The 22,046-nt window shown below is 69.6% G+C and carries 24 protein-coding genes; 8 read left to right on the top strand and 16 right to left on the bottom strand.

Translation table 11 applies throughout. The features are described 5' to 3' along the window. The first annotated feature begins 47 nt into the window (after positions 1–47). Positions 48–839, top strand: a complete 792-nt coding sequence (locus tag ON29_RS06335) for a helix-turn-helix domain-containing protein (RefSeq protein WP_040865210.1) — start codon at positions 48–50, stop codon at positions 837–839. A gap of 167 nt (positions 840–1,006) precedes the next feature. Here ON29_RS06335 and ON29_RS06330 read toward each other — a convergent pair whose 3' ends face one another. The 4 genes from ON29_RS06330 to ON29_RS06315 form a co-directional block, all read right to left on the bottom strand. After that, on the bottom strand, positions 1,007–2,209 hold the full coding sequence (locus ON29_RS06330) for an FAD-dependent oxidoreductase (protein ID WP_040865209.1): 1,203 nt from the start codon (positions 2,207–2,209) through the stop codon (positions 1,007–1,009). Between the two features lie 179 nt (positions 2,210–2,388). Continuing rightward, positions 2,389–3,033, bottom strand: a complete 645-nt coding sequence (locus ON29_RS06325; RefSeq protein WP_040865208.1) for a PadR family transcriptional regulator — start codon at positions 3,031–3,033, stop codon at positions 2,389–2,391. 62 nt (positions 3,034–3,095) lie between these two features. Further along, the gene (locus ON29_RS06320; RefSeq protein WP_040865207.1) at positions 3,096–5,129 is read right to left on the bottom strand and encodes an MDR family MFS transporter; all 2,034 of its coding nucleotides are present in this window, start codon (positions 5,127–5,129) and stop codon (positions 3,096–3,098) included. A gap of 55 nt (positions 5,130–5,184) precedes the next feature. Further along, entirely contained in the window at positions 5,185–5,847 is a 663-nt protein-coding gene (locus ON29_RS06315) for a TetR/AcrR family transcriptional regulator (protein ID WP_040865206.1), read from the bottom strand. A 161-nt stretch (positions 5,848–6,008) separates the two neighbouring features. Here ON29_RS06315 and ON29_RS06310 point away from each other — a divergent pair, with 161 nt between their 5' ends. The 4 genes from ON29_RS06310 to ON29_RS06295 all read left to right on the top strand — a co-directional run bounded on the left by ON29_RS06310 (position 6,009) and on the right by ON29_RS06295 (position 9,496). After that, positions 6,009–7,421, top strand: a complete 1,413-nt coding sequence (locus ON29_RS06310) for a lipase family protein (protein ID WP_040865205.1) — start codon at positions 6,009–6,011, stop codon at positions 7,419–7,421. Positions 7,422–7,535: 114 nt separating this feature from the next. Beyond that, positions 7,536–8,411, top strand: coding sequence for an oxidoreductase (locus ON29_RS06305; protein WP_040865204.1), 876 nt, complete (start codon positions 7,536–7,538; stop codon positions 8,409–8,411). Positions 8,412–8,657: 246 nt separating this feature from the next. Further along, complete coding sequence (locus ON29_RS06300; RefSeq protein ID WP_040865203.1) at positions 8,658–9,125, top strand: glucitol operon activator; 468 nt, start codon at positions 8,658–8,660, stop codon at positions 9,123–9,125. After that, positions 9,122–9,496, top strand: a complete 375-nt coding sequence (locus tag ON29_RS06295; RefSeq protein WP_040865202.1) for a DUF3817 domain-containing protein — start codon at positions 9,122–9,124, stop codon at positions 9,494–9,496. Before ON29_RS06300 ends, ON29_RS06295 begins: the two co-directional genes overlap by 4 nt. 19 nt (positions 9,497–9,515) lie before the next feature. On the opposite strand, the gene ON29_RS06290 is transcribed toward ON29_RS06295, so the two are convergent. The 10 genes from ON29_RS06290 to clpS form a co-directional block, all read right to left on the bottom strand. Further along, positions 9,516–10,127: a non-canonical purine NTP pyrophosphatase gene (locus ON29_RS06290; RefSeq protein WP_040865201.1), complete on the bottom strand. Its 612-nt coding sequence runs from the start codon at positions 10,125–10,127 to the stop codon at positions 9,516–9,518. After that, entirely contained in the window at positions 10,127–10,897 is a 771-nt protein-coding gene (rph, locus tag ON29_RS06285; protein WP_040865298.1) for a ribonuclease PH, read from the bottom strand. Before rph ends, ON29_RS06290 begins: the two co-directional genes overlap by 1 nt. A 520-nt stretch (positions 10,898–11,417) precedes the next feature. After that, a complete protein-coding gene (locus ON29_RS06280; RefSeq protein WP_083863267.1) occupies positions 11,418–12,182 on the bottom strand; it encodes a cyclic nucleotide-degrading phosphodiesterase in 765 nt (254 codons plus the stop codon). A gap of 69 nt (positions 12,183–12,251) precedes the next feature. Then, positions 12,252–12,977, bottom strand: a complete 726-nt coding sequence (locus ON29_RS06275; protein ID WP_373283851.1) for a rhomboid family intramembrane serine protease — start codon at positions 12,975–12,977, stop codon at positions 12,252–12,254. Between the two features lie 50 nt (positions 12,978–13,027). After that, positions 13,028–13,990 (bottom strand): cysteine synthase, encoded by a 963-nt coding sequence (locus tag ON29_RS06270; protein ID WP_040865199.1) that lies wholly within the window; start codon positions 13,988–13,990, stop codon positions 13,028–13,030. Between the two features lie 8 nt (positions 13,991–13,998). Further along, positions 13,999–14,271, bottom strand: a complete 273-nt coding sequence (locus ON29_RS06265; protein WP_040865198.1) for a MoaD/ThiS family protein — start codon at positions 14,269–14,271, stop codon at positions 13,999–14,001. A gap of 33 nt (positions 14,272–14,304) precedes the next feature. Continuing rightward, complete coding sequence (locus tag ON29_RS06260; protein ID WP_040865296.1) at positions 14,305–14,724, bottom strand: M67 family metallopeptidase; 420 nt, start codon at positions 14,722–14,724, stop codon at positions 14,305–14,307. Positions 14,725–14,834: 110 nt separating this feature from the next. Further along, positions 14,835–15,899, bottom strand: a complete 1,065-nt coding sequence (locus ON29_RS06255) for a P1 family peptidase (RefSeq protein WP_040865197.1) — start codon at positions 15,897–15,899, stop codon at positions 14,835–14,837. A 61-nt stretch (positions 15,900–15,960) separates the two neighbouring features. After that, positions 15,961–16,530 carry an oxidative stress transcriptional regulator AosR gene (gene aosR / locus ON29_RS06250; RefSeq protein ID WP_040865196.1) on the bottom strand — a complete coding sequence of 190 codons (570 nt, stop codon included), beginning with the start codon at positions 16,528–16,530 and terminating at the stop codon, positions 15,961–15,963. Between the two features lie 22 nt (positions 16,531–16,552). Next, positions 16,553–16,903: an ATP-dependent Clp protease adapter ClpS gene (clpS, locus tag ON29_RS06245; RefSeq protein WP_039796380.1), complete on the bottom strand. Its 351-nt coding sequence runs from the start codon at positions 16,901–16,903 to the stop codon at positions 16,553–16,555. 123 nt (positions 16,904–17,026) lie between these two features. Here clpS and ON29_RS06240 point away from each other — a divergent pair, with 123 nt between their 5' ends. Beyond that, positions 17,027–18,337 carry a nicotinate phosphoribosyltransferase gene (locus ON29_RS06240; RefSeq protein ID WP_040865195.1) on the top strand — a complete coding sequence of 437 codons (1,311 nt, stop codon included), beginning with the start codon at positions 17,027–17,029 and terminating at the stop codon, positions 18,335–18,337. A gap of 2 nt (positions 18,338–18,339) precedes the next feature. Here the strand turns inward: ON29_RS06240 and ON29_RS06235 are convergent, their stop codons facing one another. Then, positions 18,340–18,531: a hypothetical protein gene (locus tag ON29_RS06235; RefSeq protein ID WP_040865194.1), complete on the bottom strand. Its 192-nt coding sequence runs from the start codon at positions 18,529–18,531 to the stop codon at positions 18,340–18,342. 183 nt (positions 18,532–18,714) lie between these two features. On the opposite strand from ON29_RS06235, the gene ON29_RS06230 reads away from it, so the two are divergent. Next, positions 18,715–19,281: an isochorismatase family protein gene (locus tag ON29_RS06230; RefSeq protein ID WP_040865193.1), complete on the top strand. Its 567-nt coding sequence runs from the start codon at positions 18,715–18,717 to the stop codon at positions 19,279–19,281. Positions 19,282–19,338: 57 nt separating this feature from the next. After that, positions 19,339–21,387, top strand: a complete 2,049-nt coding sequence (locus tag ON29_RS06225) for an ATP-dependent DNA helicase (protein ID WP_040865192.1) — start codon at positions 19,339–19,341, stop codon at positions 21,385–21,387. Between the two features lie 65 nt (positions 21,388–21,452). Here ON29_RS06225 and ON29_RS06220 read toward each other — a convergent pair whose 3' ends face one another. Then, positions 21,453–21,986, bottom strand: coding sequence for a DoxX family protein (locus ON29_RS06220; RefSeq protein WP_051174936.1), 534 nt, complete (start codon positions 21,984–21,986; stop codon positions 21,453–21,455). Between the last annotated feature and the right edge of the window lie 60 nt (positions 21,987–22,046).

The following is a 22,046-nucleotide window of genomic DNA, read 5'->3' as shown; positions in this document are numbered from 1 at the left end:
CCCGCAGGGTATGGCGAGCCCGCGGCCCGTCCGCCGATACTGCTGCTATGACAACGGCGATCGAGTCCACCGGTTTCGCCCGGCAGCTCAAACATTGGCGGACGCTGCGCCGGGTCAGCCAGCTCGACCTCGCGATCCGCGCCGACACCACGCAGCGTCATCTGAGCTTCCTGGAGCAGGGCCGCTCGCGCCCCGGCCGCACCATGGTGGTGCGGCTGGCCGAATCACTGGAGCTGTCGCTGCGTGAACGCAACGGACTGCTGCTGGCCGCGGGATACGCGCCGATCTTCCCCGAATCGGAACTCGACACCGCCGAACTGGCGCCGGTGCTGGAGGCGTTACGCGCCATTCTGGACGGCCATCTGCCCTACCCGGCGCTGGTCGTGCGGCCCTACGGCATCCTGCTCGCCGCCAACGCCGCCTTCGATGTGCTCACCGAGGGCGCCGCGCCGTGGCTGCTGGAACCACCGGTCAACGTGCTGCGGCTCGCGCTGCATCCGGACGGCTTGGCCGCCCGCGTGGTCAACCTGCCCGAATGGGGAAGGCACGTCACCGAAGCGCTGCGCAACCGGATGGCCCGCAGCCCCGATCCCGTCCTGGACGAGCTGATCGACGAGCTGGAGACCTATCTGCCGTCCACCGAGCCGGGGCCGGGGCATCTGGGTTTCGCGGTGCCGTTGCGCCTGCGCTGCGCCGAAGGGGAATTGCGTTTGATCACCACGCTCACCTCGTTCGCCACCGCGGTGGACGTCACGCTCGCCGAGCTGCAACTGGAGGCGTTTCTGCCCGGCGACGAGCAGACCACGCGAATTCTGCGTGACCGCGCGGCACGACGCTGATCGGGGCTGTCTCGCCCGCCACGACCAACCGATGCTGGACCGGCTCGACATGCGGGCGCGGCGTGGCCCAGGAACTGCGTCGATCCGGCGCTTGATCGCCGCCACGGAATCGCCGCTCACCCGAGGATCAGTCCCGCAGGTCGGCCCTGCGGGACTTCACCGTCGACTCACACCGCCGCGAGTTCGTGCTCGGCCGGTGCCTCCCAATCGATCCGGTAGCGCTGTTCGGGTCCCATGGTCTTCTCCGGTTTCATCACGGTCTTGGCCATCAGCGGCATGAGCAGCTGCATGAACTTGCGTCCCACCGGCCCCGGCGTCTTGCTGTGATTGATCTTCGCCGCGCGGGCCGCGACGCCTTCCACGCGCTCGCGCCGCAGCCGCTCGTAGACCGCGAACGCCTCCGGAGCGGGCAGATCGCGCAGGCACCTGGCCAGCTGCACACCGCTCTCGATCGCCAGCGACGCGCCCTGGCCGGAACTGTTGGACGGGGCGTGCACGGCATCGCCGACCAGCACCATGCGTCCGCGATGCCAGCGCGGCACCGGCGGCATGATGTGCAGCGCGCCCACCACCTCCAGCTGGTCCTCGGTGGTGCGGCGAGCGAGTTCGCCGCCGGGGCTGTCGTCGCGGTAGGTCTCGCGCAGGATCTTCAACCAGTGCGCGTTCGGTACCGCCCGCGCCGCGGTGAGCGACAGATACTCCTTGTGCGGCAGGTTCGCACCCCAGGCCACCCGCCCGTCACCGAGCGGCCAGTACAGGTAGTAGGCCCGCTTGCCGAACGCGAAGGTCATGGTGTCGGCCGGGATCTCGGCGTCGCACTCGGTGGTCGCGCCGAAGCCGAGCATGCCGGTGTAGCCGGGCCCGGGGGCGTTCGGGTCGATCAGCGTGCGCACCCGCGAGCGGATGCCGTCCGCGCCGATCAGCACGTCGGCGGTGGCCGTGCTGCCGTCGGCGAACCGGGCGGTGCTGCCGGATTCGTCCTCGTGCACGTCGACCAGGCGCTTGTTGTACTCGAACGGCACACCCGCCGCGGTCGCGTGCCGGTGCAGCGCTCGATGCAACTCGCCGCGGTCGACCACTTGCAGCGGCGGCACATCGGAGAGGCCCGGCAGTGCCAGCACCTTGTCTCCGACTGCCATGTTCATCTTCGTGACCGGCAGGGCGATCTCGCGGACCGGATCGCCCGCTCCGATGATGTCGAGGGCGGCGATGCCGTTGGGCGCCAGCGCGAGTCCGCTGCCGATGCCGTAGGAAGGCCCGGGGTAGGCCTCGTAGACGCGGGCTTCGATGCCCGCCTTGCGCAGGGCCGTCGCGACGACGGGGCCGGCGATGCCGCCACCGATCACCAGGGCGGTACGTGTTGTGGACATGGGTGTCTCCAGGATTCGTGCGGTACGGGTTTCGGTTCCCGGACCGACCCACGCGCTACCCACCCGGTTATCCTGTGGTTGCCAGCCTTGTAGCCGGGTGCGCGTTCGCGGGCGCGGTTCGAGACTGTTCGATCGGGCCCGGCGGCGGTGTTGCCGCACCACGCCGGGTCCGGTTTCGGCTAGTTCTCGGTCATCCCCCTCTCCACCAGCTCGGTGACCTCCGACGGCAGCGCGCCGCGTTCGTGCCACTCACGCCATTGCGCCAGTCCCGGGAAGGTGCCCTCGGTCAGCTCGTCGCGCAGCGAACGTGTCCACGCCGCCTCGGCTTCCAGCATCGCCAGCCCGAACTCGGACTCGATGACGAACAGCCGCGGCAGCGCGCCCGCGAGTTCGCCGAGTTCGCGGCGAACCGTCCCGATGGTCTGTTCCAGCGCTTCGAGACGGGTACCGAGCAATTCGACCACCTCGGCGGGCGGAAGCACCGCGAGAATGGACAGACCCGCGACGAACCGGTGATGCTCCGGCTCCGGAGTCGACAGCAGCTCCCTGGTCCAGTCGGCCATCTCGGCGCGGCCCGCGTCGGTGATCCGGTAGATCACCCGCTCCGGTCGCGCGCCCGCCCGCTCGCTGCCGACCACCTCGAGGAAGCCGACCTTGGCCATGTTCTGCACGACCGTGTAGAGCGAACCCCACTTGATCGCCATGTCGTGGTCTTTCCCCCGGTCGCGCAGGGTCTGCGCGATCTCGTACCGGTGCATCGGGCGTTCGATGATCACGGACAGCACCGCGAGCGCCAGCAGGTTGTCGACCTTGCGTTTCTTCATCGCGGCACCTCCTCATTACTCGCGTACGAATATACGTCTACGAGTAATAGACCGCAAGTGGTTCAGGCGGGTACCGTCTGCTGCTCCCGCGCCTGCTCTTCGAGCAACTTCGTGGCGATGTTCGTCAACGCCTGGTCCAGCAGCGCGCGATCGATGGGATCGGCTTCGTTCCAGTCGTCGAGCCTGCCGTCGAGCCAGCGTCGCCAGGCCGCCTTGATCCGGTCCAGCTCGGCGGCGCCGGAGTCGGTGAGCCGCAACCGTTGCCCCTCCCGCATCAGGTACCCCTCCGCGCCCACCTGGTCGTAGATCGGCTCGATCACCTCCTCTGGCAGTCGGTGCTCGCGCGCTATCTCGGCCAGCGTGGCGTGGCCCCGCAGCCGGTCGCGCAGATACACCTGCCCGAGGGCCCATGCCTCCCCGCGGGTGAGGTCGCTGTCCGCGTCGGCGAGGATGCGCGGACCGATCGGATCCCCCTCCCGAACCCTGCGCATGGTGCCCGCGATGGCTCTTTCCAGTTGCACCAGCCGATCGGGTGAGTCGGGTACCGAGAATCCCTCGCCGACATCGCCCGCGCCCGCCCGCGCGCTGTCGCGCAGCGGCACCTCGGGCAGCAACCACGCGATCACGAACCCGGCCAGCGCGACCGGCACGACCCAGAAGAACACATGGTCGATGGAGTCCGCGTACGCATCGATGATGGGCGCCGACTGTTCGGCGGGCAGCGCGCGCAGCGATTGCGGGTCCGCCGCCACAGCCGGTGTCACCACACCTACGCGGACCAGCGCGGCGGTGAGGTTGGGGCCGATCTCGTTGCTGTAGAGGGTGCCGAAGATCGCGGTACCGAAGGCGCTGCCCAGCGTGCGGAAGAAGGTGACGCCGGAGGTCGCCGTGCCCAGCTGCGCGTAGGGCACGGTGTTCTGCACGACGATGGTGAGCACCTGCATGGCCAGTCCGATGCCGAGGCCGAGGATCAGCATGTACAGCGACTCCAGCCACGTGCCGGTGGCCCGGCCCATCGTCGACATCAGGTACAGGCCGAGCGCCATGACCAGCGTGCCCACGATCGGGAAGTACCGATAGCGTCCGGTCTTGCCGACCACCTGCCCGGACAGGATCGAGGTGATGAACAGGCCTGCCACCAGCGGCAGGGTGCGCACGCCCGACATGGTGGCCGAGACCCCGTCCACGTATTGCAGATACGCGGGTAGATAGGTCATCGAGCCGAGCATCGCGAACCCGACGATGAAACTGAGGATCGAGCACACCGTGAACACCCGGCTGCGGAACAGCCCCATCGGCAGCATCGGTTCCGCGGCTCGCGACTCCACCGCGACGAACGCCGCGAGCAGCAGCACCGCCCCGGCGAACAGGCCGATGATCGTCGGCGACCCCCACGCGTATTGCTGCCCGCCCCATTCCAGCCCGAGAATCAGGCAGGAGACGCCCAGCGCCACCAGGCCGATTCCGGCGTAGTCGATGACCGGCTCGGCCGCGGCCCGCACCCGCGGGATCGTCCGCGCCGCCAGCGCGATCATCACCACGGCGACCGGGACGTTCACGTAGAAGCACCAGCGCCAGCTGGCATGGTCGGTGAACAGGCCGCCCAGCGTCGGACCGATCACCGTGGTCACGCCGAACACCGCTCCCAGCGCACCCTGATACTTGCCACGCTGCCGCAGCGGGATGATGTCGGCGATCAGCGCCATCGAGGTGACCATCAGTCCACCCGCGCCGAAGCCCTGGATGCCGCGGGCGAGCACCAGCAGCAGCATGCCGTTCGCCAGGCCCGCCACCATCGAGCCCACGATGAAGATCACGGCACTGACCTGGAACACCAGCTTGCGGCCGAACAGGTCGCCGAGTTTGCCCGCCAGCGCCGTCGCCACCGCCTCGGCGAGCAGGTACGAGGTGACCACCCACGCCATGTGCCCCGCCCCGCCGAGGTCGGCGACGATGGTGGGCAACGCGGTGGCCACGATGGTCTGGTCCAGCGCCGCCATCAGCATGCCGAGCACGATGGTGCCGAACACGATGTTGGTCTTGGCCCTGCCCATCGAGGCACCGGGGTCCGCGGCGACAGCAACCGAACCGGCCATCAGCCCAGTATGGGACTTCGCCGCTTGGATGGATATCCAGCGACACGGCAGCGAATCAGCCGGGCAGGTCCTCGGACGCCGTCTCGTCCGCCCGCTCGATCAGCGACATCGCGATCGGAACCAGCAGATCGACGAGCTCGGTCACCGTCGGACGCGGGTCGGCGAGCACCCACTCGTGCGCGAGCCCGTTGATCGCGCCGATCAAAGCGCTCGCGCCCCACCCCGGCGCGCCACGCACCCGCGAACCCGGAGCGACCACCGGCACCACGTGCGACTCCAGCATGGCCGCCCACCCGTGTCGTCGTTCGCGACGGTGCCGCTCCATCCGGTCGCTCACCCCGACCACTTCGATGAACGCGACCTTCGCGCGGTAGGGATCGGAGCCGATCGAGGCCAGGTAGGCCGTCACGACGGCGGTCATCGCGGCGGGCAGGTCGAAGCGGGGGTCGAGATCAGCCAGCCGCCCCAGCACGGCGGCGGCGGCCTCGTCCTGGATCCGGTCATAGGCTGCGACCAGCACGTCCTCTCTGGCCTGGAACTCCTCGTAGAACTGCCGCTTGGACAAGCCCGCGGCGGCGCACACGTCGGCCAGCGAACAATCGGCGTAGCCGCGCTCGGCGAAGATCCGGGTGGCCGCGTCGAGGAACCGCTGACGCCGCTCGGCTTTCCGCTCCACGACGGCACGCCCGCCGTATTGCCTGCCCACTGTCGCCGTCACATCTCTCACCGTAGCGAAATCGCGGCGACCGCGAACCATGCCTTCCCACCGGGGCCGGAGATATTCGTTCTTGTGATCCGCGCCATGACACCGCATACTCGAGCGCAGTCTGAAACCGATGGGGCTCACATATGTGGCTCGCCGAACGAAGAGGTTCTCGCATGGCCCTTTCCCGCAAGCACGCACCGAAGCTGCTCGCGGCACTCGCCGCGGTGGCCGTGGGGCTGCCCTTCTTACCGGCCGGGCCCGCGGCCGCGGAGCCGCCGCCCGACGACCAGGTGATCCAGCCCGCGCCGCCGTTCCCGGTTCCGCCGCTACCGCCCGGTTTCGACCCGGCCTTCTATCGGCCGCCCGTGCAGACCTACGCCGATCTGGCTCCCGGCCGGATCATCGCCGCGCGCCAGGTCAATCTGGCCAACCTGTCGCTGATCCCGCTGAACGTGGACGCCTGGCAGCTGTCCTACCGCTCCACCAACTCCCGCGGCGAGGCCATCCCCGCCGTGGCCACGGTGATCAAGCCGCGCGGCTACGCCGCAGACCGGCCGCTGTTCTCCTACCAGATCGCCGAGGACTCGACCGGCAATTACTGCATGCCGTCGTATCAGCTCCAGATGGGCAGCATCCCCGCGGCCTTGACCGGATCCACCCTGGTGGCCGCGCAGTTCCTCGAGGTGCAGGCGGCGCTGGCCCAGGGCTGGGCCGCGGTGATCCCGGATCACCAGGGACCGGACTCTGCTTACGCCGCAGGGCCTCTGGCCGGCCGCATCACTCTCGACGGCATCCGCGCCGCGGAGAACTTCGCGCCGATGCAACTGTCCGGGACCGGGACCAGGGTCGGGATGATGGGCTACTCCGGCGGCGCGATCGCCACCGGCTGGGCCACCGAGTTGAAGCGCGACTACGCGCCCGAGCTGAACGTGGTGGGCGCCGCCGAGGGCGGCATCCCCGCCGATCTGTCGGCCGCCCTGCGGATGGCCAACGGCAATCTCTCCGCTGGGCTGATCTTCGCGGGCGCGCTCGGCGTCTCGCGCGAGTATCCGGAGCTGCGGAAATTCCTCGACGACAACGCGAACGGCCTGGGCAGACTCATGATCGCGGGCAAAGAGCAACTCTGTGCGAGCTACCAGGCCGCGCTGTTCCCGTTCGCGGACAACCTGGGGATGCTGGCGAAGAACCCGTTCACCGACCCCGCCGTCGTCGAGGTGCTGAACAAGACGAAGCTGGGCCGAGCCGTGCCGGACATGCCGATGCTGATGTACCAAGCCAACGCCGACTGGCTGATCCCGGTCGGGCCCGTCAACGAGCTGGTCGGAACCTACGCCCAGGACCCGGGCGCACGGGTCGAGTACATCCGCGACCATTTCAGTGAGCACCTCACCCTCGACCCGATCGCGGCGCCGCGCGCGCTGCTGTGGCTGAAGGACCGGTTCGCGGGTGCGCCGGTGGCCGAGGGGGTCACGATCACCGATGTGGGTTCGATGACGCTGGATCCCGCCACCTGGCAGGTGTGGGGCGATACAGTGGGCGCCGTCCTCGCGGCCGCCTTCCAGCAACCCATCGGCAGTGGCCGCTGAAAAAATCTGGTGAGAGCTCGTGTCGCGGGTATGTTCCGCGACACGCGCATCCGCGTCTGAGACGATCGATTCGAAACCCTTCCCCCGGAACTTACTCCAAAGTAAGGTTGACGCATGGCGTGGAAACCAACTGAGATCCCGGACCAGACCGGACGCACCTTTGTCATCACCGGCGCGAACGGCGGTCTCGGCGCCGTCGCCACGAAGGTCTTGGCGGCCAAGGGCGCGACCGTGATCATGGCCTGCCGCAACGCGGTCAAGGCGAAAGAGGTCGCCGGCGGCATCGACGGCGACGTCCGCGTGGCCGAACTCGACCTCGCCGATCTGGCCTCGGTGCGCAAGTTCGCCGACGCCGCCGGCGAGTTCGACGTCCTGGTCAACAACGCGGGCCTGATGAACATCCCGTTCTCGCGGACCAAGGACGGGTTCGAAACCCAGTGGGGCGTCAACCACCTCGGACACTTCGCGCTCACCGGCCTGCTGCTGGACCGGATCAAGGACCGGGTGGTCACCCTCTCCAGCATCGCGCACAAGCAGACCCCGAAGTTGTGGATCGACGACCTCGACTATGAGAACCGTCGCTACCAGCGCAATCTCGCCTACGCGCAATCCAAGTTGTGCAATCTGATGTTCGCCCGCGAATTGCAGCGCAGGCTGCGGGAATCCGGCTCGGACAAGCGCTCCTACGGTGTGCACCCCGGTGTCTCGGCCACCGACCTCTTCGCCCACACCGAGACGCCGCTCGATTACGTCTCGAAGCCGTTCATTCGTCTGATCGGCCACTCCCCCGCCAGGGCCGCGCACTCGACTCTGTTCGCCGCGACCATGCCCGACGCCGATCCCGAGATCTACTGGGGGCCGACCCGGCTCTTCGGTAGCCAGGGACCGGTGCGGCCCTCCTCGTCCACCCGTTTGTCGCAGAACCGGGAGCTGTGGCAGCGGCTGTGGGCCGAGTCCGAACGCAAGACCGGCGTCATCTACCCGTTCTGAACCGGGCACAGTCCGGGTATCGGTGACCCGCGAGGCGGGCGGCTCATCGCGGGAGGCACCGGCGGGCCGCTCGCGGCTCATCCGAGGCGAGCGGTCCTTGCATGCCCAAGAGCCGACCGCTCGGGTCGAGCGGCCCGCACCTGGTCGACAGCCGCCCCAGCGTTGGACCGGAGCACAGTCCCAGCCTGCGCAGGACGGCGTACCTGGCTCTACGGCCCGCGTAGTAGAACGGGTACCGTAGAAGCCGTGTCCGCCTCTCCCCGCCGCTCGGCACACAACCGCCCGGCCCTCATCGCGCTGGTGATCGTCGCCGCGCTGGGCTGCCTGGCGCTGGCCTGGTGGCAGTGGGAGCGGTACGAGTCCGCGAGCGGCACCGCCCAGAACCTCGGATACGCGCTGCAATGGCCCCTGTTCGCGGGGTTCGCCGTCTTCGCGTACTTCCGGTTCGTCCGGCTCGAGCGCGAGGCCGGCGCGGAGGAGAACGAGTCCACCGCGGCGGCGCAGCGCACTTCCACCGCAGCCGGGCGCGCCGCGAAACCGGTCGCGCCCACGGAGCTGCCGGCCGGTCTGCTACCCGAGCGCCCGAAGGCCGTCCGGGACGAGGACCCCGTGCTCGCCGAGTACAACCGGTACCTGGCCGCGCTGCACGCCCACGACATCGATGACCAGGTCCGCGCGGCAGGCCTGCACACCAGCGAGAGGAGCGCCGGTTGACCACCAGCGAGAATTCCACCGAGACCACCACCGCCACCCCGGCCCCGGCCCCGGCGGGCAACGCCGCCAAGATCCGTCCGGCGCTGCTGCGCTACCGGGCGCTGGCCTGGATCACCGGTCTCTGGCTGCTGCTGCTCACCGGCGAGATGATCGCCAAATACGGCTTCGACGTGCACACCCCCAGTTGGATCGCCGTCGTACACGGCTGGGTGTACTTCGTCTACCTGCTGGTCACCGCCGACCTCGCGGTCAAGGTCCGCTGGCCGGTCCTGCGCACCGTCGGCACCCTGCTCGCGGGCACCATCCCGCTGCTGTCGTTCTTCGTCGAGCACGTCAACGCCAAGCAGGTCAAGCAGGACTTCGGCGTCTGAACCGACCGATCGCCGCGCGTCAGCCTTCGGCGAGCGCCGCGAGGGCGGGCGTCAACAGAGCCAGCGCCCGCCCGCGATGCGAGACCGCGTCCTTCTGGGCTGGCGTCAGCTGAGCGGCCGTGACATCGCCGCCCGCCGGGATGAACAGCGGGTCATAGCCGAAACCGCCGTCGCCCACCGGCTTGCGCCCGATCGAGCCGGGCCATTCGCCGCGCACCACGGTCTCCGCGCCGCCGGGCACCACCAGCGCGCAGGTCGACACGAACCGGCCGCCGCGACGCTCGTCCGGCACGTCCGACAGTTGCGCCAGCAACAGCGCGTTGTTGGCCGCGTCGTCACCGTGCCTGCCGGACCAGCGCGCCGACAGCACACCGGGCATCCCGTTCAACGCGTCCACCTCGATGCCGGAATCGTCGGCCACACAGGCCAACCCGGTGGAGGCGGCGCCGTCGCGGGCCTTGGCCAGCGCGTTCTCCTCGAATGTCGCGCCGGTCTCGGGCGCCTCGTCGTACGGGGGAACATCGTCCAACCCGAGGATCTCGATCCCGGCGATACCCGCCTCGTCGAGGATGCGGCGCAGTTCGTTCAGTTTCTTGGCGTTGCGGCTGGCCACCAGCAGACGGCGGGTCATCACTTCTTCTTCGCTTCGGCGGGCTCCGGCAGCACGCCGGGATACGGCAGCGCGAGCGCCTCCTTCTGCACCACGAACAACTGCTCGCAGCCCGCCAGCGCGGCGTCCAGCAGCTTGTCCAGTGTCGAGCGGGGGAACGTGGCGCCCTCGCCGGTGCCTTGGATCTCCACCAGCGTTCCGGTGTCGGTGGCCACGACGTTCATGTCCACCTCGGCGCGCGAATCCTCCTCGTACGGCAGATCCAGACGCACCCGGCCGTCGACCACGCCGACGCTCACCGCCGCGATCGCGCACGAGATCGGCTGCGGGTCGGCCAGCGCGCCCGCCGCGCCGAGATAGGTCACGGCATCCGACAGCCCCACATAGGCGCCGGTGATGGCGGCCGTCCTGGTACCGCCGTCGGCCTGGAGCACATCGCAGTCGATCGCGATGGTGTTCTCGCCGATCGCGGCAAGGTCGATGCAGGCGCGCAGCGACCGGCCGATCAAGCGGCTGATCTCCTGGGTGCGTCCGCCGATGCGGCCCTTCACCGATTCCCGCCCACTGCGGGTGTGCGTCGCGGCGGGCAGCATCGCGTATTCGGCGGTGAGCCAGCCCAATCCGGAGTCGCGTCGCCACGGCGGCACCCCCTCGGTGACGCTCGCGGTGCACATCACCCGCGTCTGCCCGAACTCCACCAGCACCGAACCAGCTGGGTGCGTGGTGAAACCACGGGTGATCCGGACCTCGCGGAGCTCATCGTCCGCCCTGCCATCGGCTCGTCTCGACACGGCCACAGCCTACTGTGTTGGATTTGCCGCGACTTCGTCGCGGCGTGTTCGCGGGCCCCTTCTTGGCGCGAACGGAACATGCTCGGTCTCGCTTCGCTCGAAACCGGGAGTTGAGGTGCGCTGGGCACGTAGGGGCGCGAGGCGTGGACCACGTGCACGCGGTTCGTTGTGGTGGGCGGTTGTCCTTTCGACCGGTGATCGGTCGCGGACGCCGCAAACGCGAGCCGGGCCGCGGACGGCGGATGCTCGGTCTCGCTTCGCTCGGAACGGGGAGTTGAGGTGCGCTGGGCGCGTAGGGGGCGAGGTGTGGATATCGTGCACGCGGCTCGCAGTGGTCGGGGGTTTGTTCTGTCGACTGGTGTGATCAGTCACGGATGTGGCGGCCGACGTAAACGCGAGCCGGGCGGTGTTGGTTTTTCCAGCGGCCTTCGGCATCGGGTGTTCGCATGCCCGGTCTCGCTACAGTCTTCAGCGGCAGTTATGTGCCTCGAGGGGACCTGCTGGTCTGACTCGGGTTCGGTCAGATGTCGAAGGTTTCGCCCGGGGCGACCGCGTGTACGGGGCCGGTGAACTGGGCTTTCGCCTCGGCGATCACGTCCTCGCGGGAGGTCCACGGGGGGATGTGGGTGAGCAGGAGTTCCTTCACGCCTGCCTCGGCGGCGATCTGGCCTGCTTCGGTGCCCGAAAGGTGAATGCCGGGGGGACGATTCGCCGGGTCGTGGGTCCAGGAGGCCTCCGCCATCAGAACGTCGGCGCCCTGCGCGAGTTCGTGGACCTCGGGGCACAGTGCGGTGTCGCCGGTGTAGACGAAGGTGCGTCCGCTCGCGGTGACGATCCGCAGGCCGTAGGACTCCGGAGGGTGGAACATCCGGCGCGCGGTCACGGTGTGGCCGGGGCCGAACGTGATCGGCTCGCCTTCCACCCAGGGCCGCATGTCGATCACGTCGGACCAGTCGTCGCATTCTCCGCCGACCTCGGCGGAGGCGTTGCCGATGCGCACCGAGGTGTCCGACGGACCGCGCACGATCGCCCTCCCCTCCGGCGGAGTGGGATGGTAACGACGCCACACCAGCAAACCGGGCAGGTCCAGGCAGTGATCGGCGTGCAGATGGGTCAGGAAGATGTCGACCTCACCGGGATCGGCGTGACGCTGCAACGCGCCGAGCACGCCCGGGCCGAAATCGATGACCGTCGGCCGCATGTCCGGGCCGGTCAGCAGGTAACCCGACGCAGGAGAGTCCGGGCCGGACACACTGCCCGAGCACCCGAGGACGGTAAGGCGCATTCCCCCATGCTGCCACGCGGATTTCTCACTCAAGAAAGGATCCCCCACATTCTCCGGCGGGCCGCGCGCTCACCGCGGGGCCGCGCCGATTCCGGCTCGGGCTCCGCGGCGGCTTCGTCGTGCATCTCCAGAGAGTACCCAGCCGGCCAGCAATCCACTCAACGCGCCGAATAGATGCCCCTGCCAAGAGATTCCGGGCTGTCCGGGCAGCACACCCCACAGCAGCGACCCGTAGAGGACGAGCACAACGAGACCGAGCACGATCTGCCCCACGTTGCGGGCGAACCAGCCGCGGGAGATGAGGAAGGTCAACCAGCCGAATACCAGCGAGGACGCGCCGAGATGCACACTGCCGGTGGCTCCGGTGAGCCAGACGCCCAGCCCGGCCGGCAGCCAGATGATCGCGGTCGCGGCCAGCCCGCGCCCGAGGCCCGCCAGCAACACGAGGAAGCCGAGCACAAGCACCGGAAGCGTGTTGCCGATCAGGTGCGGCCAGCCATGGTGCAGCAACGGGGCGAACAGGACGCCGGTCAGCCCGTCGGCGCGGCGCGGCTCGATACCCGCGGAGTCGAGCCGCCCACCGAGGGCGGTGTCGACGCCCTCGATCCCGTAGAGGACCCCCACGAATCCGGCGATCAGCACCCCGGCCCGCAGCCACAACTGTTTGATCGCGCCGACGCCGCCGGTCGCCGCGGACGGCCCCGGCGCACCGGCGGGCTCACCCGGTCGCGCGCGGATCGCCGCGATCCGATCCGGGTCGAACGACGCCCCGAGTCCCGCGCCGGCCATGGCCACCTCCTCGATGTGCGGGGACGTGCCCCGCCACATCGAGGGTACCGGGGGCATCAGGCCCAGAGCTGGCCGTCGAGCCGCTCTTCCGCCTCTTCGAGCGTGCCGTCGTACGCCCCGGTCGACAGGTACTTCCACCCGCCGTCGGCGACCACGAACGCGATGTCGGCGCGGGCTCCCGCCTTCGCCGCCTTACGGGCGACGCCGAGCGCGGCGTGCAGGATGGCGCCGGTGGAGATCCCGGCGAAGATGCCTTCTTCGAGCACCAGTTCGCGGGTGCGTTTCACCGCGTCGTACGGGCCGACCGAGAAACGGCTGGTCAGCACGCTCTCGTCGTACAACTCCGGGATGAATCCCTCATCGATGTTGCGCAGGCCGTAGACCAGTTCGCCGTAACGCGGCTCGGCGGCCACGATCTCGATGCCGGGCACCTTTTCGCGCAGGAAGCGGCCGGTCCCCATCAGCGTGCCCGTGGTGCCGAGACCCGCGACGAAGTGGGTGATCTCGGGCAGATCGGCCAGGATCTCCGGGCCGGTCGTCTCGTAGTGCGCCGACGCGTTGGCCGGGTTGCCGTACTGGTAGAGCATCACCCAGTCCGGGTTCTCCGCCGCGATCTGCTTGGCCAGTGCCACGGCCTGATTGGAGCCGCCCGCCGCGGGGGAATCGATGATCCGCGCCCCGAACATGGTGAGCAGCTGACGCCGCTCTACCGAGGTGTTCTCCGGCATCACGCAGATCAGCTGGTAGCCCTTCAGCTTCGCGGCCATGGCCAGCGAAATGCCGGTGTTGCCGCTGGTGGGCTCCAGAATCGTGCACCCGGGCCGCAGCAGGCCGTCGGCCTCGGCCTGCTCGATCATCCGCAGGGCGGGCCGATCCTTGATCGAGCCGGTGGGGTTGCGATCCTCCAGCTTGGCCCACAGCCGCACGTGATCGTCACCGTCCCATCGGGGAGACAGTGTGCGCAGGCCGACCAGCGGGGTGTTGCCGAGGGTCGCGATCAGCGATTCGTAACGCGCCACGGGACGGGTCAGCCTCCGGCCACGGCGGGCAGGATCGTGACGCTGGCGTCCTGCGGCACCTCGGCCGCGAGGCCACCGGCGAAGCGCACGTCCTCGTCGTCGACGTAGATGTTGACGTAGCGGTTGAGCTTGCCGTCCTTGAGCAGGCGCTCGGCGAGCCCGGGGTGGTTGGCCTCGAGATCGTCGATGAGCGCCGACAGCGTGGCGCCCTCGGCCTCCACGCGCTTCTCACCTCCGGTGAGGCCGCGCATGATGGTCGGAATGGACACGGTTACCGGCATGGGTACTCCTCGGTTTCGCGAACAGGCATCGGTCTAGTTCTCGTACGCGTCGACGATCCGCACCGGCTCCTCGGTGACCTCGCCGTCGACGATCCGGTAGCTGCGCAGCTCGTGCCGCTCGGCGTCGCGGGTGGAGATCAGCACGTAGTGCGCGAACGGCTCGGAGGCGTAGGACACGTCGGTCCGGCTCGGATAGGCCTCGGTGGCGGTGTGCGAGTGGTAGATGACCACCGGCGTCTCGTCGGCGTCGTCCATCGCGCGCCACACCTTCAACTGCTCGCCGGAGTCGAAGCGGTAGAACGTGGGCGAACGCTCGGCGTTGACCATGGCGATGAAGCGCTCGGGACGATCCGAACCCTCCGGCCCCGCGATGACACCGCAGGCCTCGTCCGGGTGATCGGCGCGCGCGTGCGCCACCATCGCCTCCACGAGGTCGGCCCTGATCACCAGCACGAGTCGCACACCTTTCCACAACGCCGACCCATCGCAGTCGACAACGAGCCAGGATATTCGGGTATTCCCCCGGCGACGTCGCCCGGTCCCCGGTTCGAGGCATCGCCTGTTCAGACCCCTAACAGGTCACGGTAGGCCGGGATGCCCGCCACCGAACGCGCCGAACGGATCGCGTCGACGACGGCGCGTTCGACGCAGACCGCGGCGGCCGTGCAGATCTCGTCCAGGACGAGCAGATCGGCGGGGAAAGCGGGCGGCAGGGGCATATCCGTGCCCTCCTCCGCGGTCCCGGTGGCGATCGCGAAGAGGGTGTCGCCGTCCAGCGGCGAGTGCGCCGGACGGATCGCCCTGGCCAGCCCGTCGTGCGCGGTGGCCGCGACCCGCTTGCATCCCGCCGGATCGAGCGGGGCGTCCGTGGCCACCACGCCGATCGTGGTGTTGAGCACGGTTCCCTTCACCGGCAGCGCGTTCGCCGCCGCCAATTGCTCCGCGCTCGGTGGCCGCAGCTCGAAGAAGTCGGGCCCGTCGGTGCCGCACCCCCACGGCAACCCGGTACGCGGGTCGAACACCGAGCCGACGGGATTCGCCACGATCAGCGCCGCGACGGTGATTCCCGCGGCGGCGCCTTCGCCCAGCGCGACGCTCGCGGTGCCCACCCCGCCTTTGATCGATCCCGCGCGCGCCCCGACGCCAGCGCCGACCGAACCCCGGGCGAAGTCGACGTCCGCCGCCGCCGCGGCCCGGTAGCCGAATTCTGCGGTCGGGCGAATATCCCACGCGCCGACCGGAAGATCGAAGATCACCGCGCCGGGGACGATCGGCACCACCCGGCTCGGGTCGATCGGGTCCATCACGATGCCCGCGCCGTTCTCCTCCAGCCAGCGCATCACCCCGTCGGCAGCGGCGAGGCCGAAAGCGCTGCCGCCGGTGAGCAGGATCGCGTCGATCTGGCGAACCGTGTTCATCGGATCGAGCAGATCGGTCTCGCGGGTACCCGGCCCGCCGCCGCGCACGTCGACCGCCGCCACCGCGCCGCCCGGCACCCGCACGACCGTGCAGCCCGTCGCGGCGCCGGAGCCGAGCGTCGCGTCCCGGTCGAGGACGTGGTGGTGCCCGACCAGCACTCCGGGCACGTCGGTGATCGAATTACGTTCTCCCGGTGCGGCGTTGCCCATCTCTACTCCTCACGGCGCGGGACTTCCGGTCGCCTCGCGCCGATCTTCGCAGCACAGCCGGTCAGGGAGCCAGCGCTTGCAGCAGCGAGTCCTGCATCCAGGTCAGCCAGTGGTACACGTCCAGGTGCGGAGCGCGCGGATCGTCGGGGTCGAGATGGTCGGGCGTGTCGGGGTCGATGTCCAGCACCGTGCCGAGCGCCAGCCGGACGTCGGTGAGCGCGGTCAACCACGCGTCGGCCTGCTCGGGGGTGAGGACGATCTTGCCGCCCGCGCTCGGCACGGTGTCCAGCACGACCGACCCCGCCGCCAGCTTGGCGTCGATGATGTCGGGCTCGTGCAATCCGCGCAGGGCGCTGTTGAGATCAGCGCGTTCGGCGTCCGGCGAGCCGGGCTCGCTGCGATGGAAGTCGGGAAGGAGTCTGCGCAGCCGCGGATCCTCCGGCGGGATGGTGTTGCCGGATCGCAGTCCGGTGAGGGCGGCCAAGTCGTCGTCGGGCGCGGACTCGGCGCGCTCGTTCAGCAGCCCGGAGACCGCACCGACCAGCGACCGAAGCACATCGGCCTCACGTGCGTCCATCTCGGATCGCAGTTTGAGACCGCTCAGCGAGTTCTTCCTGCTCCACTTGCGCACGGCGTCAGGGTAGTCGTCCAGGTCAGTCGTCCCGTTGCATGGTGGCCCATAGCCCCGCGGCGTGCAGCCGCTGGACATCGTGCTCCATCTTGTCCCGCGAACCGGACGAGACCACCGCCTTGCCTTCGTTGTGGACCTTCAGCATCAGTTCGGTCGCCTTCGCTTTGCTGTAGCCGAACAGCTTCTGGAAGATGTAGGTCACATAGTGCATGAGATTGACCGGGTCGTCCCAGACGACGGTCACCCAGGGGCGGTCCTCCGCCTCCAGGATCTCGGTGTATTCGACCGCTTCGGGTGTCGCCTGTGCCGCCGACAATGTCGCGTTCGCGGCGTCCACAACGACGTCACCCCGGACTGTGTTGCACAAGGCCATACGGTCAAGGGTACGACTCGGCCCCGGATAAACAACACCCACGCAGCCCCGATTCGCGTTTCCACCGGTTCACCGAGCCGATGCCGGACACCGTGAGCCGACCGTTCTGTCTACAGTGACAGCGTGGACCTGCGTGACGGCGTCGCCAGCACGGCACTGCTGACCGACCAGTACGAACTGACCATGCTCGCCGCGGCGCTCGCCGATGGTTCAGCGCATCGGCAGTGCACGTTCGAAGTGTTTGCTAGACGTTTGCCAAACGGTCGCCGCTACGGCGTCGTCGGGGGTACCGGCCGGGTGCTCGACGCGCTGCGGCAGTTCCGCTTCGGCGAGGCGGAGCTGGCCGTCGCCGCCTCGTTCTCCGACCGGCGCACGCTCGACTGGCTGCGCGACTACCGGTTCACCGGCGACATCGACGGCTACGCCGAGGGCGAGCTGTACTTCCCCGGCTCCCCGATCCTGTCGGTGCGCGGCAGCTTCGCCGAATGCGTCGTCCTGGAGACGCTGATCCTGGCGATTCTCAATCACGACAGCGCGATCGCGGCCGCGGGCGCGCGGATGGTCAGCGCCGCCGGCGGCCGCAGGATGATCGAAATGGGTTCGCGGCGCGCCCACGAGCTGGCCGCCCCGGACTGCGCACGCGCCGCGTATCTGGCCGGTTTCGACGCCACCTCCAACCTGGAGGCGGTGCGTCGCTACGGGATTCCGGGCGCAGGCACCAGCGCGCACGCGTTCGTCCTGCTGCACAGCGGCCCCGACGGGGCGCACGAGGCCGAAGCGTTCCGCAGCCAGGTGCGCACGCTCGGGGTCGGGACGACGCTGCTGGTGGACACCTTCGACATCACCCGGGGCGTCGCGACCGCCATCGAGGTCGCGGGCACCGAACTGGGCGGCGTGCGGATCGACTCCGGTGATCTCGGTGTCCTGGCCAGGCAGGTGCGCGACCAACTCGACGCGCTCGGGGCCACCAAGACCCGCATCGTGGTCTCCGGCGACCTCGACGAGTATGCCATCGCCGCGCTGCGCGCCGAGCCGGTCGACGTCTACGGCGTCGGCACCGCGCTGGTCACCGGCTCCGGCGCGCCGACCGCGGGCATGGTCTACAAGCTGGTCGAGGTCGAAGGGGTGCCGGTCGCCAAACGCAGCAGCCACAAGCAATCCCGCGGTGGCACCAAGAACGTGACCCGCCTGGCCCGCGACACCGGAACGATCGTCGAGGAGATCGTCTACCCGGCGGCCGGACCGGTGCCGCCCGCGAACGGCTTCGAAGCCAGGCAGCCGCTCGTCCCGCTGGTGCGCGGCGGTGAGCAGGTCGACGACGTGCCCACCCTCGCCGAGAGCCGGGATCTGGTCGCGCGGGGCCTGATCAGCCTGCCGTGGGAGGGCCTCAAGCTCTCGGCGGGTGAGCCCGCCGTGGTGACCACCTTCGCCTGAGGTCAGCGCCTGCGCGGGTCTACACGGGAGACCAGTAGCAGTCCGGCGGCGAAGAGCAGCGCGAACACCACGCCGGTGATCCCGAACCACACCCAGGCCGACGGTCCGGCGGGACGGGAGCCCAGCAAGAAGAGGACCGCGAGAAACACGGTGGTGCCGGTGATCACGCTGCGGAACAGTTTGGCAGGACTCATGAAAGGGTCTCCGAACGGAAAGGCGGCGAACCGCGCCGCCGACGAAAGGGGCACTCGGTAATCACCCCGGGCGGTGGTCGCGTTTACATCGCGAGGCGCGGAATTCCCGCGAGTCGGGCGAACGAGCGTGCGACCGCGCGGCAGAATCTGAAACAGTCATTCAGCACACCGCGGGAGGTCACCATGACCCGGGCACTGATCATCGTCGACGTCCAGAACGATTTCTGCGAGGGCGGTTCACTCGCGGTCACCGGCGGAGCCGCCGTGGCGGCCAGGATCAGCGAGTACCTCACGGCGGCGAAGTACGGCGCGATCGTCGCGACCCGGGACTATCACGTCGATCCCGGCGCGCACTTCTCCGACGCGCCCGACTACATCGATACCTGGCCACCGCATTGCCGGGTCGGCACGCCGGGCGCCGATTTCCACCCGGCGCTGGCCACCGGGGGCGTCCAGGCGATCTTCTCCAAGGGCGAGTACTCGGCGGCCTACTCCGGGTTCGAGGGCACGACCGAGGACGGCACCGGGCTGGCCGACTGGCTGCGCGAACGCGGCGTCGACGCGGTCGACGTGGTCGGCATCGCGACCGACCATTGCGTGCGCGCCACCGCGCTGGACGCGCGCATCGAGGGTTTCGACACCCGCGTCCTGCTCGACCTCACCGCGGGTGTCGCCCCCGATACGGTCGCCGCCGCGCTGGACCGCATGCGTGGGGCGGGCGTCGATTTGGAGGGGAGCGTCAACCGGTAGACCGCCCGGTCTCGGCGACCGTCCTGCCCTGTCGTAGGCGACGAGTAGGCTGCTCGCGTGCCCGAACTCCCGCCCGTTTCCGACCTTTTGGCCACCGCAGTGCAGGCGCTCGGCGGCAAGGAGCGCGCCGGGCAGACGACGATGGCCGCCGCGGTCGACCACGCGATCGACACCAAGGAACACCTCGCGGTGCAGGCCGGGACGGGCACCGGCAAGTCGCTGGCGTATCTGGTGCCGAGCCTGCGCCACGCCGTGCGCACCGGCCGCACCGTGGTGGTCTCCACCGCGACGATCGCGCTGCAGCGGCAGCTGGTCGACCGCGATCTCCCCCGGCTGGCCGACGCGCTGAGCGCGCCGCTGGGGCGCACGCCGAAGTTCGCGATACTCAAGGGGCGCAACAACTATCTGTGCTTGAACAAGATCAACAGTGCGATCCCCGACGAGCCCGCCGAGGCCGAGCTGTTCGACGCGTTCGCGATCTCCCGCCTCGGCCGCGAAGTGCAACGGCTCAACGAGTGGACCTCCGACACGGAGACCGGCGACCGCGACGAACTTGCCCCGGGGGTGAGCGATCGCGCCTGGCGGCAGGTCAGCGTGTCGTCGCGGGAATGCCTCGGCAAGTCGCGCTGCTCCTTCGGTCAGGATTGCTTCGCCGAGCGGGCCAGGACCGAGTCGGCGCAGGCCGATGTGGTGGTGACCAACCACGCGCTGCTGGCCATCGACGCGATCAGCGGCATCCAGGTGCTGCCCGAGCACGACGTGGTGGTCATCGACGAGGCGCACGAGCTGGTCGACCGGGTCACCGGCGTGGCCACCGCCGAACTTGCCTCCGCCGCGATCAGCGCGGCGGCCCGGCGCTGCGCCAAGCTCATCGATGAGCAGGAGGTGGACCGCCTGGAGGGCGCCGCAGAGGCCTGGCACACCATGCTCGACGAGCTGCCCGCCGCCCGCTGGGACACCCTGCCCGACGGCGTCGCCCCGGTGCTGGCCCTGATCCGCGATGCCGCCTGGAACGCGCGCACCGCGCTCGCGCCACCGGGTAGCACCACCGCGCAGGGCGATCCGGAGACCTCCGCCGCCCGCACCATGGCAGTGGCCGCGCTGGACGAGGTGCACGACAGCGCGGTCCGCGCGCTGACGGCGTTCGACGAGCCCGATCCCGCCGCGCGCCGGGACGTCATCTGGCTGGCCGCCGACGAGATCCGCGGCGTGGTGCGCCGCTCGCTGCGGATGGCGCCGCTGTCGGTGGGCGGGCTGCTGCGCAGCAGGCTCTTCGGCACCGCGACCGTCGTGCTGACCTCCGCCACGTTGCAGATCGGCGGTTCCTTCGACGGACTGGCGGTGACCTGGGGCCTGCCCGCGCAGTCGGGCACTCGCACCGATCCGGCCACCGCGAACGGGGCCCAGCCGCCATCGGACGCCGAGACCGTGCGCTGGAGCTCGCTCGATGTCGGCTCACCGTTCGACCACGCCAAGTCCGGCATCCTCTACGTCGCCAAGCACCTGCCCGCGCCGGGCCGCGACGGGCTCGCACCGGCCTACCTGGACGAGATCGAGCGGCTCATCACCGCGGCGGGCGGTCGCACCCTCGGCTTGTTCTCCTCGATGCGCGCCGCCCGCGCGGCCACCGACGCGCTGCGCCCACGGTTGCAGACCCCGGTGTTGTGCCAGGGCGACGACTCGACGGGCGCGTTGGTCCGCAAATTCGCCGACGACCCGGAGACTTCCCTGTTCGGCACGCTGTCGCTGTGGCAGGGCGTCGACGTGCCCGGACCGTCGCTGAGCCTGGTGATCCTCGACCGCATCCCCTTCCCCCGGCCCGACGATCCGCTGCTGGCGGCCCGGCAGCGGGCCGTGGAGATGCGGGGCGGAAACGGGTTCATGACGGTGGCCGCCAGCCACGCGGCTCTGCTGCTCGCGCAGGGCACCGGACGCCTGCTGCGCAGCGTCGACGATCGCGGCGTGGTCGCCATCCTCGATTCCCGCCTCGCCACCGCCCGCTATGGCGGCTACCTGCGCGCGTCACTGCCGCCGTACTGGGAGACGGCCGACCCGGAGGTCGTGATCAAGGCCTTGCGCCGACTGGCCGCCGCGGCGACGGTGTGACGCGACAGACGACCGCGGCGCGGCGACCGAGGTCACCGCGCCGCTGATCCGGCTGTGCCGGAAAGTCAGAGCGCCCACTTCAGGATCAGCGTGAGCGCGCCCGTCACGACCGCGAGAATCAGCGCGCCGACTCCCCACACGAATCCGTGACGTCCCCACGGACGCCCGGCGTCCAACGAGAACTTGCCGGGCCCGGTGAAGGGCAGCGCGGCACCGACCACCGCGAACAGCAGGCCCATTTCGTAACCGCCCAGCAGACCACCGGCCCAGGTGGCGTTGATCGCGTTGATCATCGTGCCCACCACCATCGCGCCGGCCAGCGGCGTCAGCAGACCGAGCAGCAGGAGCAGGCCACCACCGAGTTCGGTCAGGCCCGCCAAGGTACCGAACACCTTGCCCGGGTTGTATCCCATCTGCTCGAAGCCGTCCGCGTTGGCCTGCAGGCCGGGGCCGCCCCACCAGCCGAAGAGTTTCTGCGCGCCGTGTGCCGCGAGCAAGCCGCCGAAGACGACCCGCACGATCAGCAGGCCGATGTCGGTGGCGACGCCGTCCAGCTCGGTGGCGGTGCCGGTTCTGTCGAGTACGGATCTCATGGTCATGCTGGTCCTCATCCCTGTGCTGCCGTCCGGGGCACGATCGTTAGCTCGGCGAATAAACGG

It is taken from the genome of Nocardia exalbida NBRC 100660, assembly GCF_000308575.1.
GTDB classification, from domain to species: domain Bacteria; phylum Actinomycetota; class Actinomycetes; order Mycobacteriales; family Mycobacteriaceae; genus Nocardia; species Nocardia exalbida.
The sequence above is the reverse complement of the archived record's forward strand: the minus strand, read 5'-3'. Positions and strand labels throughout refer to the sequence as shown.

Coding starts and splice junctions, on each gene's coding strand:
- ON29_RS06280 (WP_083863267.1), bottom strand. CDS start 12,182: ATGCGCCTTACCGTCCTCGGGTGCTCGGGCAGTGTGTCCGGCCCGGAC.
- ON29_RS06220 (WP_051174936.1), bottom strand. CDS start 21,986: ATGACCATGAGATCCGTACTCGACAGAACCGGCACCGCCACCGAGCTG.
- ON29_RS06230 (WP_040865193.1), top strand. CDS start 18,715: ATGACCCGGGCACTGATCATCGTCGACGTCCAGAACGATTTCTGCGAG.
- ON29_RS06325 (WP_040865208.1), bottom strand. CDS start 3,033: ATGAAGAAACGCAAGGTCGACAACCTGCTGGCGCTCGCGGTGCTGTCC.
- ON29_RS06255 (WP_040865197.1), bottom strand. CDS start 15,899: ATGGGCAACGCCGCACCGGGAGAACGTAATTCGATCACCGACGTGCCC.
- ON29_RS06335 (WP_040865210.1), top strand. CDS start 48: ATGACAACGGCGATCGAGTCCACCGGTTTCGCCCGGCAGCTCAAACAT.
- ON29_RS06235 (WP_040865194.1), bottom strand. CDS start 18,531: ATGAGTCCTGCCAAACTGTTCCGCAGCGTGATCACCGGCACCACCGTG.
- ON29_RS06320 (WP_040865207.1), bottom strand. CDS start 5,129: ATGGCCGGTTCGGTTGCTGTCGCCGCGGACCCCGGTGCCTCGATGGGC.
- ON29_RS06305 (WP_040865204.1), top strand. CDS start 7,536: ATGGCGTGGAAACCAACTGAGATCCCGGACCAGACCGGACGCACCTTT.
- clpS (WP_039796380.1), bottom strand. CDS start 16,903: ATGGCCTTGTGCAACACAGTCCGGGGTGACGTCGTTGTGGACGCCGCG.
- ON29_RS06310 (WP_040865205.1), top strand. CDS start 6,009: ATGGCCCTTTCCCGCAAGCACGCACCGAAGCTGCTCGCGGCACTCGCC.
- ON29_RS06265 (WP_040865198.1), bottom strand. CDS start 14,271: ATGCCGGTAACCGTGTCCATTCCGACCATCATGCGCGGCCTCACCGGA.
- ON29_RS06290 (WP_040865201.1), bottom strand. CDS start 10,127: ATGACCCGCCGTCTGCTGGTGGCCAGCCGCAACGCCAAGAAACTGAAC.
- ON29_RS06330 (WP_040865209.1), bottom strand. CDS start 2,209: ATGTCCACAACACGTACCGCCCTGGTGATCGGTGGCGGCATCGCCGGC.